Consider the following 16,524-nt stretch of genomic DNA (forward strand, 5'->3'; position numbering starts at 1 on the left):
ATCTCTTAAATAGATCTCTCAATCTTCAATACTTTATAGGTAATATCTCCTGCCTGTGTCTCTACGACTACTTCATCGCCGACTTCACGTCCGAGAAGCGCCTTTCCAACCGGAGATTCGTTGGAAATCTTGCCCTGAAGGCTGTTAGCCTCTGTAGATCCTACGATTTTGAATTCAATCTCTTCGTCAAACTCTTCATCATATACAGCTACTGTACATCCGATGTTAATCTTATCAGAGTCTACTTCATCCTCTACTACAACTTCTGCATTCTTCAGAATCTGCTCCAGCTCATCGATTCTTGCCTCGATATCGCGCTGTTCATCTTTAGCAGCATCGTACTCTGCATTCTCTGACAGATCGCCCTGTTCTCTTGCTTCTTTTATCTTTGCAGCAACTTCTTTACGCTTAACAACTTTCAGATTCTCAAGCTCATCCTCCAGTGCTTTTAAACCTGCATACGTAAGAATTTTCTTCTTTTCTTCCATGTTTCTCATCGCTCCTTACTATACTTTCGCAATTTCATAATTATACATAATTGAATCATTTCTGTCAATTGTTTCCGGTTATCATTTTTGTCAAAAGTGCTTCTAATTCTTCATATGTCTCTACTTGATTCACCATGTCTCTGAGTCTGGCGGATCCGGTCATTCCTTTGGTATACCACGCTGTGTGCTTACGCATTTCCCGGATTCCCAGATACTCACCCTTGAACTCAATCTGCAGTCTCGCATGTCGAAGTATCGTATCACATATCTGCTGAATGTTTGGACGCTCTGGAATCCGTCCGGTCTCTTCATACACCAGCAGTTCATGAAAAATCCATGGATTCCCCTGCGCTCCTCTTCCGATCATCACTCCATCACAGCCCGTCTGCTTCCGCATATCTGCTGCAAGCCTCGCCGAAGTCACATCTCCATTACCGATAACCGGAATCTTCACCGCCTCTTTCACCTGTCGGATAATCTCCCAGTCTGCCTTGCCGGAATAATACTGTTCTCTGGTTCTTCCGTGTACCGCAATTGCTGATGCCCCTGCCGCTTCTATGACCTTTGCAATCTCTACTGCATTTAGTGACTGTTCATCAAAGCCTTTACGTATCTTTACCGTCACAGGTTTTCGAATTGCTTTCACTGTTTCGGCTACAATATTATATACAAGCTTCGGGTTTTTCATGAGTGCTGATCCCTCGCCATTTTTTACCACTTTTGGAACCGGACAGCCCATGTTAATATCCAATATCTGAAACGGCAGATTTTCGATCTTCTTTGCCTGTTCCGATATAATCTTCGGATCTGAGCCAAAGAGCTGTAGTGATACCGGATATTCATCAGGATGAATCGAAAGCAGTGCTTTTGTATTTTTATTCTTATACTGTAATGCCTTGGCACTGATCATTTCCATACACAACAGTCCCGCGCCCTGCTCTTTGCATAGCAGACGAAATGGCAGGTCTGTTACACCTGCCATCGGCGCCAGAATGTATGGATGCTTGATTGTCACATTTCCTATCTGCATGTCCACTCCTTATACTCCGCGCAGACACTTCCGCCTACACGCTCTCTCTGGCTGTCTTTTTATTCTTCTCATAGATCAGTTCCAGACCCTTTAATGTCAGATTCTGATCATAATAATCAATAGAGTCTGTCTCTTTATAAATGATATTGCCCAGTCCACCTGTCGCTACTACCTTCGCATCAGTAAACCCGGATTCTTCTTTCAACCGGCGGATCAGATACTCTGTCTGACCAATATATCCATATACAAGCCCCGCCTGCATACTGGAAATAGTCTCTCTCGCAAGGATCGTATCCGGCTTGCGAATCTCAATCTCCGGAAGCATCGCTGCCCCACCCCAAAGTGCTCTTGCCGATGTCCGGATACCAGGTGCCGTTACACCTATACCAAAAGTACCATCCGGTTCTACCAGGTCAAAAGTTGTTGCTGTTCCAAAGTCTACTACAATAATCGGTCCACCATATAATTTATAGGCTGCAACCGCATCCACAATTCGATCCGGCCCCGTCTGTCTTGGATTCTCTGTCGCTACTCGGATACCAGTCTTGATCCCGGCTGACACGATCACCGGCTTATGTCCAAAATATTTAATAATAGCACTACTGAATGAATGCATAATATCCGGTACAACAGACGCAATGATAACTGCATCAATCTCATCCGGATTCATATTCTGATTCCTTAAAAGCTCTCTTAGCGTAATACCATATTCATCGGAAGTTCTTGACATCATTGTTGTCATACGGAACTTTCCCAAAAGCTCTCTGTCTTCGAATACTCCCAACGTAATATTCGTATTTCCTATATCTATTGCAAGTAACATAGCGTCCTCCTATTCCTTACCAGCCAGATCCATATCTTCATTCAAAAAAAATACACGAAAATACATCTGAAGTGCTTCCAGCAGCTCTGATTTTTCTGTCTGCAGCTTCTTAATCAGCAAGCGACTGCCAATATCATCAAATGTCGGATCAAAATCTTCGGATGTAACCTCAAAGCACAGTTCGCCATTTTCTTCAAACACGAGTGTTAATACGCCTCCGACATCGTGCACATACAACACACACATAATCTTTAACTCTTCTTTTACATGATCCGGAAGTCCTTCAAAATCCGGATTCAGATAATACTTCTCATTATAAGAGTTGGCTCCACAGAGCACAACTTTATCATCATACATACCCATATATTCCTCTTACCGATACCTCTCCGGCATAGATCGTCTCGACCTGCCCATTTTCCCGGCGCACCAAAAGCTCGCCATTTTTATCAATACCGATGGCATGTCCAGTATATTCATGCCCCGGCTCCAGCACACGCACCTCCCGGTCTCTGTTGACAAGCATTTCGTTATACCGCTCCCAGATCACCGACAGATCCCCTTCTTTTTCAAATTGCTCATAATATATCTCAAAACGTTTCATCACTTCTGCCACAAGTTCAGCCCGCTTTACAGACTGTGCACCAGCCAGATCCAGCGATGAGGCCTTATCTTCCAATTCCTCTGGAAATGTCTGCTGATGCACATTAATACCCACACCAATCACCACATAGTGGATCCATGTCATTTCCGTACTCATCTCAGTCAGGATTCCACAGATCTTCCTGCCATCCATTACAATGTCATTCGGCCACTTGATTCCCGGCGTAATTCCGGTCACCGTCTGTATGGCATCTGCCACGCTCTGCGCCATCAATACCGTAAGCATCGGCGCCTGTTCCGGCTTGATACCCGGTCTCAGAATTAACGTCATATAAATCCCGGTACCTTCCGGTGACTCCCAGACCCTACCGCGTCTTCCTTTCCCGGCAGATTGATGACCTGCTACTACCAGAGTACCGTGAGATACTCCCTCTTCAGCAAGTCGCTTTGCCTTCACATTAGTAGAATCTATGACTGGACAATAAAAAACGCTGCATCCGGCCCATTTCGTCTGCAGACGACTCTCAATCTCTGCCTGCGATATCACATCCGGAACACTGACCAGATGATAGCCTTTGCCATGCACCGCTTCTATATCATACCCTTCCGCTTTCAACTGTTCTATTACTTTCCAGACAGCAGTTCTGGAAACCTTTAACTGGTTACAGAGCTGCTGTCCTGATACATATCCCTCCGCACTGCGGAGCATGGATAATATTTCTTTTTTCATTTATTCACCCAGTGTAGCCACCATAATTGCTTTGATCGTATGCAGGCGGTTCTCTGCCTCATCAAACACCTTGGATGCTTCACTTTCAAATACTTCCTCAGTTACTTCTTTTCCTTTGTTAGCCGGCAGACAGTGCGAGAAAATTGTAGTATCTTTACCTGTTCTTGCCATCAGCGCACTGTTGATCTGGTAAGGCACTGCAAGACGGATACGCTCCTGCTCTTTTCTTTCCTCACCCATAGAATACCACACGTCTGTATACAGCATATCAGCGCCTTCTACTACATCCAGCTTATCAGATACTGTTACGGTAGATCCTGCTTCTTTCGCCAGCTTCTCACAGGTCTCTACTAACCATGTTTCCGGCCACAACTGCTTCGGAGCTGAAATTGCAACATCAATACCAACCTTTGCACAGGCAACCATCAGACTGTTCGCTACGTTGTTACGTCCATCTCCAAGATACACTACCTTCAACCCCTTCAGGTATCCGAAGTGCTCTTTCAGTGTCAGCATCATTGCTAACGGCTGTGTCGGGTGCCACTGATCTGTCAGTCCGTTCCAGACAGGTACACCACTGTGTTCAGCCAGTTCTTCTACATAAGAATGGTCAAAGCCACGGTATTCGATACCATCAAACATTCTTCCCAGTACACGGGCTGTATCTTCGATACTCTCTTTTTCACCAAGCTGCAGTTCACTTCCTGCAAGGTAAGTTGCCAGAGCACCCTCTTCCTGTGCCCCGATGGTGAATGAACATCTGGTTCTGGTAGACGGTTTTTCGAAAATAAGTGCAATGTTCTTATCCTTCAGGCTATTGCCTCTGATGCCTTTCTTTCTCTTCTCTTTCAGATCCTGCGCCAGATCTACGAGATAAACAATCTCCTCCGGTGTAAAATCAAGTAATTTCAAAAAACTGCGTCCCTTTAAATCCATGTCTTTTTCCTCTTTTCTTTATGTTTTATTCTTCTGTCGTATCTTTTCCAATCTCAGTCACGGATTTCACCAGCCCGGCGATCCCCTGAATTTCAGATGGAATAATGATCTTAGTAGCCTTACCATCTGCCGCCTTGGCAAATGCTTCCAAGCTCTTCATTGTAAGCACTGCCTCATCTGCTCCTGCTTCCTTCAGAAAACGGATACCGTCTGCATTGGCCTGCTGTACTTTCAAAATTGCCTCTGCCTGACCTTCTGCTTCTTTGATCATCTTTTCCTTCTCCGCTTCCGCGCGCAAAATTGCTGCCTGCTTCTCAGCCTCTGCATCCAGGATTGCAGATTCCTTATGTCCTTCTGCCACCAGGATCGTAGACTTCTTCTCGCCTTCTGCACGAAGGATAGCCTCACGTCTCTCACGCTCAGCTTTCATCTGCTTCTCCATCGCATCCTGGATTGCTGCCGGCGGAATAATATTCTTAAGTTCTACTCTGTTCACCTTAATGCCCCACGGATCTGTTGCCACATCCAAAGAAGCTCGCATCTTAGTATTGATCGTCTCTCTTGAGGTAAGTGTCTGGTCAAGTTCCAGATCTCCAATAATATTACGAAGTGTTGTAGCTGTCAGATTCTCAATCGCCATGATCGGATTCGCCACACCATAGCAGAACATCTTCGGATCAGTGATCTGATAAAACACAACCGTATCAATACGCATCGTTACATTATCTTTGGTAATTACCGGCTGTGGTGCAAAGTCTACTACCTGCTCCTTCAGATCCACTCGTCTTGCCACACGGTCAACGATCGGAAGCTTCACATGAAGTCCTGTTCCCCAGGTTGCCTGATAAGCACCGAGTCTCTCTATTACTAATGCCTGTGCCTGCCGTACAATACGCACACAGGATACTACAACTCCAATCACAATCAAAAGAATCAAAATTCCTAACATACTGAAAATACCTGCCACCATAACTAATCCTCCTTTGCCTTTACAATCAACTTAACTCCCTGGATTCCCTGGATCATCACAACCGTATCTTTTGCAATGAAACCAGACATCTCTTCTGTCTTCGCCGACCAGATCTGCCCGTTCACTTTTACCTGTCCTGATGCATGCAGCGTATCCACATCTTCCAGCACCAATGCCTGTTGCCCGACCAGGCTTTCCACATTCGTTTTCTGTCTGTTCTGGTTAAAATACTTCACCGCAATCGGTCTCGTCAGTACCAGCAGCAGAACCGATACGATGATAAATACCACAACCTGTACCGGCATCCCAAAGCCTAACACTGACATCAGAAACGCCGCCAGCGCACCTCCGGCAAACCAGATCGTTGTAAGTCCCATGGTCAGAAGTTCGATCACAATGAGTACAATAAATATAATCAACCATCCCATTGTCTCCATAAGAATCCCTCCTTCGATTATGGTTCCATAACGGTTGGTATCATTATAATTATTCCATCTTCAAAAGTCAATGCCGACGTTGGCGCCCCGCTTCAAACATCACTACCGTAGCTGCGATCGCCGCATTCAGGGATTCCACCTGACCTGCCATTGGAATCTTAATATATGTATCCGCAAGTTCAGCTACCTGATCTCTGAGACCGTTACCCTCGTTGCCCACAAAAAATGCTGACGGTGTGCGATAGTCCGGCTCATCGTAGGCAAGCTCTCCTGCCAGGTGTGTTGCATAAGTACGGATACCATGCTCTTTCATCTGCCGAATCACATCCGTTACGTTCTCCACATACACAAACGGTACACGAAACACAGATCCCATCGTTGAACGAATAACCTTCGGATTATACACATCCACACAGTCGGAGCTCATGATAATCCCTGTTACAGCTGCCGCTTCCGCAGTCCGTAATATCGTCCCCATATTTCCTGGATCCTGAAGATTATCTAACAGCATGATAAGCGGTACCTGTTCCGGTGCTTTAAGTTCCTTTTCAAGCCACGCTTCTCCCTGATTCTCCTGTGTCACCACACACAACACTCCCTGAGGAGTCTTGGTATCCGACACCAAATTCATCACAGTATCCGTCAGCACCTCCATCTGGCATCCACTCTTCTTATGCTTTGCATCCACCAGTGCTTTTTCCTTTTTATAGAAATGTTCGGTCACATAGATTTCCAGAAGTCTGTCCTCCGGCACTTCCTCGAACATCCGAAGTCCTTCTGTAAGAAATACCTTTTCTGTATCTCTGGCTTTCCTTTTCTTTCTCAAATTCACAAGTCTTTTTACCTTTGCATTGGATGTACTGGTAATCATAGTATTCTCCTAAATCTTCAAATAAATAAGCGGATTCCTGTTGGAACCCGCCCGAATAACTGTTATCAGAACTATTACTACATCTTGAATCTGTATCCTACACCCCAGATTGTCTCAATATACTGCGGGTTGGATGTATCCATCTCGATCTTCTCACGGATTTTCTTAATATGAACCGTCACCGTTGCTATATCTCCGATGGATTCCATATCCCAGATCTCGCTGAACAGTTCATCCTTAGTATACACATGATTCGGATGACTTGCAAGAAATGTGAGCAGATCAAATTCTTTTGTGGTAAATGCTTTCTCCTGACCATTAACCCACACTCTTCTGGCCGTTGTATCGATCTTCAGACCGCGGATCTCAATGACCTTATTCACCTCTGCTGCGCTTCCGATCAGTCTCTCATATCGTGACAGATGTGCCTTAACTCTTGCCACCAATTCACTGGGGCTGAACGGTTTGGTCATATAATCATCAGCTCCCAGACCCAGACCCCGGATCTTATCAATATCATCTTTCTTCGCAGATACCATGATGATTGGTGTATTCTTCTCTTCACGAAGCTTGCGGCAGATTTCAAATCCATCCATTCCCGGAAGCATCAGATCCAGGATTACCAGATTATAGTCCTCCTCCATTGCTTTCTGGTAACCGATCAGTCCGTCATTCGCCACTTCTACATCAAACCCGGACAGTTCCAGATAATCCTTTTCCAAATCTGCAATTGCTACTTCATCCTCTATTATTAATATCTTACTCATGAATCGGTACCTCCTGATATTTTCTTAATACAAAATACATGGTCGTACCAGTGCCTTCCCGGCTGGTCGCCCAGATCTTGCCACCATGCTCCTCAACGATTTTCTTTACAATAGACAAACCAATGCCGCTTCCTCCCTTCGAAGAATTACGAGATGCATCTGTCCGGTAGAATCGTTCGAATATCTTCGTCAAATCCTTCGCTGCGATACCTTTACCATTATCTTCCAATTCCACCTGTACAAAATCTCCTACATCCTTCACACGCAGATTGATCATGCCTTTCGCTTTGTCCATATATTTGAGTGAATTATTAATAATATTGTGAATCACTCTCTTAATCTGCTCTGCATCTGCGATGATCTTCACATCACCTTCTACGTAATTAAAATATCCAAATTCTACATTTTTAGACTCAAGTTCCATGGAAAGTTCTTCCGCGCAGTCGTCAAAATATGCATTAACCGGGATAGTATTAAAATTATACGGAATACGATTCGTATCGATCTTAGAATACAACGTCAGCTCATTGATCAGCGTGTTCATCTCATTAGCCTTGTTGTAGATCGTTCGTACATACTTGTCAATCTTTTCCGGTGTATCTGCCACGCCATCCATAATACCTTCTGCATATCCCTTAATCGTGGTCACAGGTGTCTTCAGATCGTGAGAGATATTGCTGATCAGTTCCTTATTCTCTTTATCAAACTGGATCTTCTCTTCCGCGCTCTCTTTCAGACGTATTCGCATATCTTCAAAGTTCTGATATACCTGACCAAATTCATCATTATCAGCTTTTGGCATCTCAAAATCCAGATTGCCATTCTTAATATTCTCCGCAGCCTTCTGGATCTTTGCCACCGGTCCCATGACTGCTCTGTATATCCACACGATCAGTGCTGCGATTGTAAAAAGCAGGATCAATACCACAATGATTACAATTTCTCTCGCCATCGCACGTACTTCCGGCATCACAGTTCCCACATCCGTAACAAGAAATGCGCTGCCCTCTTCACCATCTTCATACTGAAAATCAATCTGCTTTACAAGCGCCTGCGCTTCACCTCCAAGATAAATACTGTTCTCCGATGGAGTTCTGTTCTCATCATATTCCGGCAACTGGCTGATCACCGCTTCTGCTTCATCATAGTCTGTACCCATATATGCCATCATGTCATTCCTGCGCACCAACAGATAAGACTTCTTCTCTTCCAGTTCCTGATTAATCTTCTCCAGAAATGCCGCATCTTCCATCTTCTGTGGTGTCCGGTCGATCTCATTACACAATTCTCTGTACGGCTCCATCGTCAACTGTCCAAGTGTCTTGATTGAGTTAGACAGGCTCTCTACCGAAGTCCCACTGATACCATATGTCTTTTCTATACAATTCATCTGGTACTTTCCCACCGCAAATATAACACTTCCCGATAGAATAACCGGCAAGATCACGACTGTAAGAAATGCTACCACCAGTCTCGTCTTCAGCTTCATAATCAATAACCTCTTTATCTAAAAGTTATTCTTATCATAGCACAAAAATGGGTGCTTCTCACCAAAGCACCCATAAACATTTCTAAACTTTTTATAAAACTCCAGGCAACTATTAAGAAGCTCTTGCGCACAAGAAAAGCAAATCCGTCATGCTTGCATGTAAGGATTGCTTTTCTTGTGCGCAAGGCGGCTCGAATAGAGCTGCCGCCACCCATATGAGCAGAATTAGCTGCACAGCAGCGGGAAAGCACGAGCACTCGTGCGATTCTGCGAATATATAGGCAGGTTCTTAATAGCTGTTCTTCTATTCATCTCTTACAGATATGCTTTCAGTGCATCCACCTTGTCTGTCTTCTCCCACGGAAGATCGATATCTGTACGTCCAAAGTGTCCGTAAGCCGCTGTCTGTTTGTAAATCGGACGTCTCAGATCCAACATCTTGATCATGCCTGCCGGACGGAAGTCAAAGTTCTCTCTCAGGATCTCAACCAGCTTCTCATCCGATACTTTTCCTGTGCCGAATGTATCTACTCTGATGGAAGTCGGGCAAGCCACACCGATTGCGTAAGAAAGCTGAATCTCACACTTCTTGGCAAGTCCTGCTGCCACGACATTCTTAGCCGCATAGCGTGCTGCATAAGCTGCTGTACGGTCTACCTTTGTGCAGTCTTTACCTGAAAATGCACCACCACCATGACGAGCCATTCCGCCATAAGTGTCTACGATGATCTTACGGCCTGTCAGTCCGCTGTCTCCGTGAGGTCCGCCGATTACAAAACGTCCGGTTGGATTCACAAAGAACTTGGTATCAGCATCTACCATATTAGCCGGGATCGTCTCATCAAATACGTATTTCTTAATATCCTCATGGATCTGCTCCTGAGTCACCTCCGGATCATGCTGTGTAGAAAGTACAACAGCATCCAGACGAACCGGTCTGTCCTGCTCATCATATTCTACAGTAACCTGAGTCTTTCCATCCGGTCTCAGATATGGCAGAGTTCCATTCTTTCTTACCTCAGTAAGCTTCATAGCCATCTTCTGTGCCAGCGCGATCGGATATGGCATCAATGCTTCTGTCTCATCAGAAGCATAACCGAACATCATACCCTGATCTCCTGCTCCGATAGCGTCGATTTCTTCGTCAGACATGGTATGTTCTTTTGCTTCCAGCGCCTTATCAACACCCATAGCAATATCTGCAGACTGCTCATCCAGTGCTACTACTACACCGCAGGTATCTGCGTCAAATCCATATTTGCCACGAGTATATCCAATCTCACGTACCGTGTCACGTACGATCTTCTGAATATCCACATATCCTTTTGTTGTAATCTCTCCCATGACCATAACCAGACCTGTCGTAGTGCATGTCTCACATGCCACACGGCTCATTGGATCCTGTTCCATAAGTGCATCCAGGATCGCATCTGAAATCTGGTCGCACATTTTGTCCGGATGTCCTTCAGTTACTGACTCTGATGTAAATAATCTTTTTTCCATCTTCTTGTGTTCCTTTCTGTTGTGTAAATATATCTTGTTATTAGCTGCATGATTATATATTCTCGACCAGGCTAACGCCTGTCCGATGTGCAATCAATGCTCTTTCATTTATTGCACAAAAGCAGCCCACCAAGTGGACTGCTTTATTTCATAGTTATAAACCAATCCTCTTATTGTTCGATTTGCTCGCTCAGGTTGGCACCTTCCTCCAATGGGGGTTGCCGCAGCTTCTCAGATCCTTTGTATCTCCACTGCTCTGAATAAGAGTTAGTCATAGTCAGGGACTTTTGCCCCTGCCATCATATTATTCAATTGTCTGCCGCCTCTAGCTGACTTTCAGCGTAAATCTGCGAATCTCACGTTCTGTACTGACACGCTCGATCACTGCGCCAAGACTTCTCAGCTTCTCTTCAAACCGCTCATATCCTCTCTGAATATATACGATGTCATCTACAATTGTAATACCATCTGCTGCAAGTCCTGCGATACAAAGCGCAGCTCCTGCACGGAGATCCGGTGCACTGACACGTGCTCCCGAAAGCTTCTCCACACCTTCGATCGAAGCGGAATTACCTTCTACCTTCACACATGCACCCATGCGGGCAAGTTCATCCAGATATTTGAAACGGTTTTCAAAAATACTTTCAGTAATCATACTTGTCCCTTTACAAAGAGCAAGCGTAACACCAATCTGTGGCTGCATATCTGTCGGGAATCCCGGATATGGCAAAGTCTTTACATGTGTACTGGTGAGTCCTCCCTTGGAAACCACGCGTACCGCATCATCAAACTCTTCTACTTCACAGCCAATCTCTACCAGCTTGGCAATGGTTGCTTCCAAATGCTTCGGAATGACGTTACAGACAGTCACATCACCCTTGGTAGCTGCTGCTGCAAACATAAATGTTCCGGCTTCAATCTGATCCGGAATAACAGAATACTCTGTTCTGTGCAGGGAACGCACACCTCGGATCTTGATTACATCAGTACCTGCGCCACGGATATTAGCACCCATACTGTTCAGGAAATTCGCTACATCTACTACATGAGGCTCTTTTGCTACATTCTCCATAATCGTCAGTCCATCAGCCATAGCCGCTGCCATCATGACATTGATCGTAGCACCTACACTGACAACATCAAAATAAATATGCTTGCCGACAAGCTTCTCTGCCTCAGCGATGATCTTGCCATGCTCGATCTCAACCTCCGCTCCCAGAGCACGGAATCCTTTCAGATGCTGGTCAATCGGACGGCTTCCGATATTGCATCCGCCCGGAAGCGCCACAACTGCTTTCTTGTACTTGCCGAGTAACGCACCCAGCAGATAATATGACGCCCGGATCTTCTTGATATACTCATATTCAATATCAAAATTAGTAATTCCTTTACCATTGATCCTTACCGTATGTCTGTCAATACGGTGAACGGATGCGCCGATTCCGGCTATAGCGTCCAATAATACATTAATATCATTCACATCTGGCAGATTATCGATCAAAACCGTCTCGTCAGTCATAATAGCTGCCGCAAGAATAGCCAGAGCTGCATTCTTAGCGCCGCCAATCTCCACTTCCCCAACAAGCGGATTGCCGCCTTTGATAATATACTGTTCCATTTTGCACCTCAATTATTTTCTATTTATACTCTCGCCTTTATGTCCCAATATATATGGCACGTAAATCCAATTTCAATTAAATAACATTATTCGTATAGTCTAGTATACATCAGTAATAAGTATTTGTAAAATCTTTTTTACAACCCCGTAAGATTTTCGTAACATTTACCAATATTATTCCTGCCCGAAAACCTCTACTACTTTACCAATAGTTTCAGACAATGTCAATCCATCTTCGCAAATTGTAACATCTGCATACTTTTCAAACAACACTCTGCGCTCTTCATAGAGATCCTTAAGCGTCTGTCCTTCCCGCAACACAACCCCTCGCTTCTTTGGATCTCCGATTCTTTCTTTTATTGTTTGATAACTGGTCTGTAAATATACTACCGTACCAATTTCTTTGTAATGTTTCATGGCATTTTCACAGTATACCACACTTCCTCCCGGTGCGATCACTGACCGTTCCGCTTCAAGATCTGCGTTTACCTGATCTTCAATCACCAGGAAACCATCCTCCCCTTTTTCTGCAATGATCTCCCTGAGCAATGCTTGCTCCTGCTTCTGGATCAGCAGATCTGTATCTATAAATTCATAACCAAGCCTTTTTGCCAGTACAACTCCAACTGTGCTTTTGCCTGATGCCGGCATACCAATCAATATAATATTATCCATGCATCTGCTCCTTATCTTCTGCTCTGTCTCATTTTTGCGCAATCAGTATAGCATACGTTTTGTATTCTGCACAAGGCTAACCTTTTGGAAATGCGATCCCCTGATAATACTTCTGATTATATTTGCGCTGATCACTGCGACGCTTATAGATTTCCTGATAAAGCATCACTTGTATCAGATCCCGTATCCAGGATTCATCCGCACCCTTTCCTTCGCTTCGGATCAACTTTTCAATCACTTGATCTTTTTCTGTTCTGTCATACACGCGTCTTCCCATCAAGCGCAGCTGAAGCTGATCCGGATATTCATCAAACATCACACTTCCTTCATATGCAACACGGTCACATTCATCCTCTATATATGGAAGAAGCTGCTTCGCCGCATCCGGATACATACTTTTCATATATTCAAAATCCATCCGGTCTCTGCGCTCATCATCATATAAAAGTGGTGTAGGATATGCCATATAATATGGTAATTTCTGATCCATCTGTGATTCCTCCTGCGATTCGACTGTCATTCTGCTTCATTATATGCAGAATCCACGTCTGCGTGATTGCCTTTCCCTCCCACATCCGTTATAATGAAATCAATCATTACGGCTGACAGCCGCTATACTAAGGAGTTTACTATGGCATCATCATCAAAAAAATCAACCACCATTGTGAATCAGTATCAGTACACGGATCCACTGATGGTAGAAGTGCAGGACGGCCACGCCGCACAGACCTACAAGAACTATATTACACTGATCATCATTGCTCTGATCTGTGCATTCTTTACCTGGCGAGAATACAACACCCACAAAGGTGTGCTCTGTATACTCTTTGCAATCATTGTTGTATTATGTGTAATCGCTACTATTGTGTCGCTGGTCAGCACAAATAAGAGAAAAAAAGCTGAGATCCAGGCTTTCCGCGACAGTTATTCAAAAGACGGCTATGATCTCATGATCACGATTGAGGGCACGCGCATCCGCTCTTATAAGAATAATGCACCGGATGTAGATCTTCGCAAGAATGATGTGCGCGGTGTATTTGAGACAGAACGTTTCTTCGTGTTCCAGCTTACAGGCGGTATACTACTGCCACTGAAAAAAGACGCATTCATTAAAGGAGATGTAGAAGCTTGTCGGAATTATATTCCGGAATTAAAGAAAAAATAATATTTCTTTTCATGCAAATGAGCTGGGTATCTCCATACCCAGCTCAACTTAATATATATTCGCTTTATACAGATGCTTCTGTTAATCCTTCCACTCTAATCGATGCAGATGTCCTTCCAGATTCATCCCTCTGAATCCATTCTGGCGCAGTGCCTCATACAGCACAATTGCCACAGAATTGCCAAGATTCAGCGACCGAATATCTCCAAGCATCGGAATGCGGATGCTGTCTTCTTTGTGCTCTACCAATACCTCTTCCGGGATACCTGCACTTTCTTTTCCGAACATAATATAGCAGTCCGGCTCGTATTTCACATCGGTATATACATTCGGTGCTTTGGTCGTCGCCATGTAGATCTTCGCTCCCGGATTCTTTTCCATGAAATCATTAAAATCAATGTAAGTTGTTACGTCAAGATCTTTCCAATAATCCATACCCGCACGCTTCAAACTCTTTTCATCCAGTCGGAAACCCAGCGGTTCGATCAGATGAAGCCTTGTTCCTGTTGCCACGCAGGTACGTCCGATATTCCCCGTATTTGCCGGAATCTCCGGCTCATATAATACAATATTTAACATTTGCTTAATCCTTCTTAATGTTCGTATGCGCTCAGAAAATACGTGCCTGCAATGGACTCGTATACGCCATTCACCTGTCTGCGTTCCAACATATGATATACTTCTTCATGCGCTTCATACAGTTCTTCACCACGTCCTGATTCCAACATTCCCTTTACGGAATAATATCTGGTAGAGTGAGTCAGCACACGTGTGATCGCATTGATCTTCAATACCATTGCATTGTGTCCCATATCTGCGATCATATCATGGAACTTATTGTCAATTTCAAACACTTCATCTACGTTAGGGTTCTTCTGTGTCATACTTGCTTTCATAACTCCAAGATGCTCTTTCAATTCTGCCAGTTCTTTATCGGAAGCCTTCTCGATCGCAAGACGCATAACACCGCTCTCTATCATCGTCCGCAGTTCATTCAGCTCCTGCTCATTCTGCTGATTTAATATAATTCCATAAACCATAGGATCAATCAGACTCTCGGAAAATCCGTCACAGACAAAAGTTCCATCTGCGCGGCGTATCTCCAGCACTCCAATATATACAAGTATCTTTACAGCTTCTCTGATCGAGTTCCTGGCTACTCCCATCTGCTCAGCCAGCTCCATCTCTGTCGGTATACGGTCTCCCGGTTTCAATTCTCCACTGACAATTGCTTCTGTCAGTCTATCGATCACACGCTGTACGACAGATGATCTGTTAATTTTTTTTAAGTATTCGGCCATCTGTTCATTCCTTTCTTAACATCCAATGTTATTCATTATCTGTTTATCATATTATACACAAACTCAGACTGACATTTCAACCAGTTTTACAATTAATTCAAGAATGCCTCGCATTCTTGCTGCGAGGTGCGCGTCATGCAATTGCATGACATACTTCTACTGCGCACCTCTGCAATCCTGCCGGAGGCTATATCAGCTGGGTGGATTGACTCCCAGCTGATATACATAAAAACCCGCCATTCTTTCAAATAGCGGGTTCTTCAATGCACTGACTGGATGCATTGGGAGGATTATTCAGAACATAATATACTTGGGTTGATGATTCAGTGTCTGACTTAATCCATGTGAGATCCACCGTTAATGTCGATCTCTTCACCAGTAATATAGGAAGCTTCCTTAGAAGCGAGAAATACGATTGCGTCAGCAACTTCCTGTGGCTCTCCAGGACGTCCCATTGGGATTCCATCGATAACAGCATCTGCCTGTTCCTTTGGAAGTGACTTCCAGATCTCTGTGTTGATCAGTCCAGGGCATACACAGTTTGTTGTGATACCATAAGAAGATACTTCACGGGCAAGGTTCTTAGAGAATCCAAGTACTGCGGCCTTAGAAGCTGAGTAATGAGCTCCGCCAAAAATACCGCCACCGCGTTTTCCGGATACAGATGACAGGTGTACAATACGTCCATAGTTCTGTTTCTTCATCACTTCGCATACTGCCTGTGTAATCAGGAACAGACCAAACATATTTACATTGAAGATACGTTTGATATCATCAAGTGTCATATCTGCAACAGTTACTTTCTGTGAAATACCTGCGTTATTTACAAGTACATCAATACGTCCATATTTGTCTACGATTGTGTTAACCAATTCCTTAACTGCTTCCGGATCTGTCAGGTTAGCCGCATATCCTGTAGCATCGATGCCCATTTTCTTCATTTCTTCTACATTAGCATCACATCCTGCCTGGTTGATATCACAGATAACAACCTTAGCACCCTGTTTGCCAAATGTCTGGGCGATCACACGTCCCATTCCTTTTGCAGATCCTGCTCCTGTTACTAATACTACCTGATTTGTAAAATCTAACATTTTCGTTTCCTCCTGTTTTAATCTTTA

Annotated in this window: 19 protein-coding genes and 1 riboswitch; of the genes, 1 reads left to right on the top strand and 18 read right to left on the bottom strand. The window is 44.3% G+C overall.

Annotated elements, in window-relative coordinates; genetic code table 11:
• Nucleotides 1–5: 5 nt before the first annotated feature.
• The 15 genes from greA to DXA18_RS06370 form a co-directional block, all read right to left on the bottom strand.
• Entirely contained in the window at nucleotides 6–488 is a 483-nt protein-coding gene (gene greA, locus DXA18_RS06300; protein WP_118383174.1) for a transcription elongation factor GreA, read from the bottom strand.
• Between the two features lie 64 nt (nucleotides 489–552).
• The gene (dusB, locus tag DXA18_RS06305; protein ID WP_118383175.1) at nucleotides 553–1,518 is read right to left on the bottom strand and encodes a tRNA dihydrouridine synthase DusB; all 966 of its coding nucleotides are present in this window, start codon (nucleotides 1,516–1,518) and stop codon (nucleotides 553–555) included.
• Nucleotides 1,519–1,552: 34 nt separating this feature from the next.
• On the bottom strand, nucleotides 1,553–2,341 hold the full coding sequence (locus DXA18_RS06310; RefSeq protein WP_118383176.1) for a type III pantothenate kinase: 789 nt from the start codon (nucleotides 2,339–2,341) through the stop codon (nucleotides 1,553–1,555).
• 9 nt (nucleotides 2,342–2,350) lie between these two features.
• On the bottom strand, nucleotides 2,351–2,698 hold the full coding sequence (locus DXA18_RS06315) for a DUF6145 family protein (RefSeq protein ID WP_118383267.1): 348 nt from the start codon (nucleotides 2,696–2,698) through the stop codon (nucleotides 2,351–2,353).
• Nucleotides 2,691–3,671: a biotin--[acetyl-CoA-carboxylase] ligase gene (locus DXA18_RS06320; RefSeq protein ID WP_118383177.1), complete on the bottom strand. Its 981-nt coding sequence runs from the start codon at nucleotides 3,669–3,671 to the stop codon at nucleotides 2,691–2,693. Before DXA18_RS06320 ends, DXA18_RS06315 begins: the two co-directional genes overlap by 8 nt.
• Nucleotides 3,672–4,607 carry an ornithine carbamoyltransferase gene (gene argF, locus DXA18_RS06325; RefSeq protein ID WP_118383178.1) on the bottom strand — a complete coding sequence of 312 codons (936 nt, stop codon included), beginning with the start codon at nucleotides 4,605–4,607 and terminating at the stop codon, nucleotides 3,672–3,674.
• Between the two features lie 25 nt (nucleotides 4,608–4,632).
• Nucleotides 4,633–5,577 carry an SPFH domain-containing protein gene (locus DXA18_RS06330; protein WP_118383179.1) on the bottom strand — a complete coding sequence of 315 codons (945 nt, stop codon included), beginning with the start codon at nucleotides 5,575–5,577 and terminating at the stop codon, nucleotides 4,633–4,635.
• Between the two features lie 2 nt (nucleotides 5,578–5,579).
• Nucleotides 5,580–6,014 carry an NfeD family protein gene (locus DXA18_RS06335; RefSeq protein WP_118383180.1) on the bottom strand — a complete coding sequence of 145 codons (435 nt, stop codon included), beginning with the start codon at nucleotides 6,012–6,014 and terminating at the stop codon, nucleotides 5,580–5,582.
• A gap of 67 nt (nucleotides 6,015–6,081) precedes the next feature.
• The gene (rlmB, locus tag DXA18_RS06340; RefSeq protein ID WP_118383181.1) at nucleotides 6,082–6,885 is read right to left on the bottom strand and encodes a 23S rRNA (guanosine(2251)-2'-O)-methyltransferase RlmB; all 804 of its coding nucleotides are present in this window, start codon (nucleotides 6,883–6,885) and stop codon (nucleotides 6,082–6,084) included.
• A gap of 77 nt (nucleotides 6,886–6,962) precedes the next feature.
• Entirely contained in the window at nucleotides 6,963–7,652 is a 690-nt protein-coding gene (locus DXA18_RS06345) for a response regulator transcription factor (protein WP_118383182.1), read from the bottom strand.
• Nucleotides 7,645–9,141, bottom strand: a complete 1,497-nt coding sequence (locus DXA18_RS06350; RefSeq protein WP_118383183.1) for a sensor histidine kinase — start codon at nucleotides 9,139–9,141, stop codon at nucleotides 7,645–7,647. The genes DXA18_RS06345 and DXA18_RS06350 overlap by 8 nt, the downstream gene beginning before the upstream one ends.
• A 315-nt stretch (nucleotides 9,142–9,456) precedes the next feature.
• Complete coding sequence (gene metK, locus DXA18_RS06355) at nucleotides 9,457–10,644, bottom strand: methionine adenosyltransferase (RefSeq protein WP_118383184.1); 1,188 nt, start codon at nucleotides 10,642–10,644, stop codon at nucleotides 9,457–9,459.
• A 167-nt stretch (nucleotides 10,645–10,811) separates the two neighbouring features.
• A riboswitch (SAM riboswitch) is annotated at nucleotides 10,812–10,911 on the bottom strand.
• A gap of 58 nt (nucleotides 10,912–10,969) precedes the next feature.
• The gene (locus tag DXA18_RS06360) at nucleotides 10,970–12,262 is read right to left on the bottom strand and encodes a UDP-N-acetylglucosamine 1-carboxyvinyltransferase (protein WP_118383185.1); all 1,293 of its coding nucleotides are present in this window, start codon (nucleotides 12,260–12,262) and stop codon (nucleotides 10,970–10,972) included.
• 174 nt (nucleotides 12,263–12,436) lie between these two features.
• The gene (locus tag DXA18_RS06365; RefSeq protein WP_118383186.1) at nucleotides 12,437–12,937 is read right to left on the bottom strand and encodes a shikimate kinase; all 501 of its coding nucleotides are present in this window, start codon (nucleotides 12,935–12,937) and stop codon (nucleotides 12,437–12,439) included.
• Between the two features lie 76 nt (nucleotides 12,938–13,013).
• Entirely contained in the window at nucleotides 13,014–13,427 is a 414-nt protein-coding gene (locus DXA18_RS06370) for a hypothetical protein (RefSeq protein ID WP_118383187.1), read from the bottom strand.
• A gap of 141 nt (nucleotides 13,428–13,568) precedes the next feature.
• Here DXA18_RS06370 and DXA18_RS06375 point away from each other — a divergent pair, with 141 nt between their 5' ends.
• The gene (locus DXA18_RS06375; protein ID WP_118383188.1) at nucleotides 13,569–14,102 is read left to right on the top strand and encodes a YcxB family protein; all 534 of its coding nucleotides are present in this window, start codon (nucleotides 13,569–13,571) and stop codon (nucleotides 14,100–14,102) included.
• Between the two features lie 81 nt (nucleotides 14,103–14,183).
• Here the strand turns inward: DXA18_RS06375 and DXA18_RS06380 are convergent, their stop codons facing one another.
• The 3 genes from DXA18_RS06380 to DXA18_RS06390 all read right to left on the bottom strand — a co-directional run bounded on the left by DXA18_RS06380 (nucleotide 14,184) and on the right by DXA18_RS06390 (nucleotide 16,497).
• On the bottom strand, nucleotides 14,184–14,681 hold the full coding sequence (locus DXA18_RS06380; protein WP_118383189.1) for a tRNA (cytidine(34)-2'-O)-methyltransferase: 498 nt from the start codon (nucleotides 14,679–14,681) through the stop codon (nucleotides 14,184–14,186).
• Between the two features lie 14 nt (nucleotides 14,682–14,695).
• Nucleotides 14,696–15,403 carry a FadR/GntR family transcriptional regulator gene (locus DXA18_RS06385; RefSeq protein WP_118383190.1) on the bottom strand — a complete coding sequence of 236 codons (708 nt, stop codon included), beginning with the start codon at nucleotides 15,401–15,403 and terminating at the stop codon, nucleotides 14,696–14,698.
• Nucleotides 15,404–15,738: 335 nt separating this feature from the next.
• A complete protein-coding gene (locus DXA18_RS06390; protein WP_118383191.1) occupies nucleotides 15,739–16,497 on the bottom strand; it encodes an SDR family NAD(P)-dependent oxidoreductase in 759 nt (252 codons plus the stop codon).
• Between the last annotated feature and the right edge of the window lie 27 nt (nucleotides 16,498–16,524).

Origin of the sequence: Dorea sp. AM58-8, from assembly GCF_003464045.1 — a bacterium.
In the GTDB taxonomy this organism is placed as follows: domain Bacteria; phylum Bacillota; class Clostridia; order Lachnospirales; family Lachnospiraceae; genus Claveliimonas; species Claveliimonas ammoniilytica.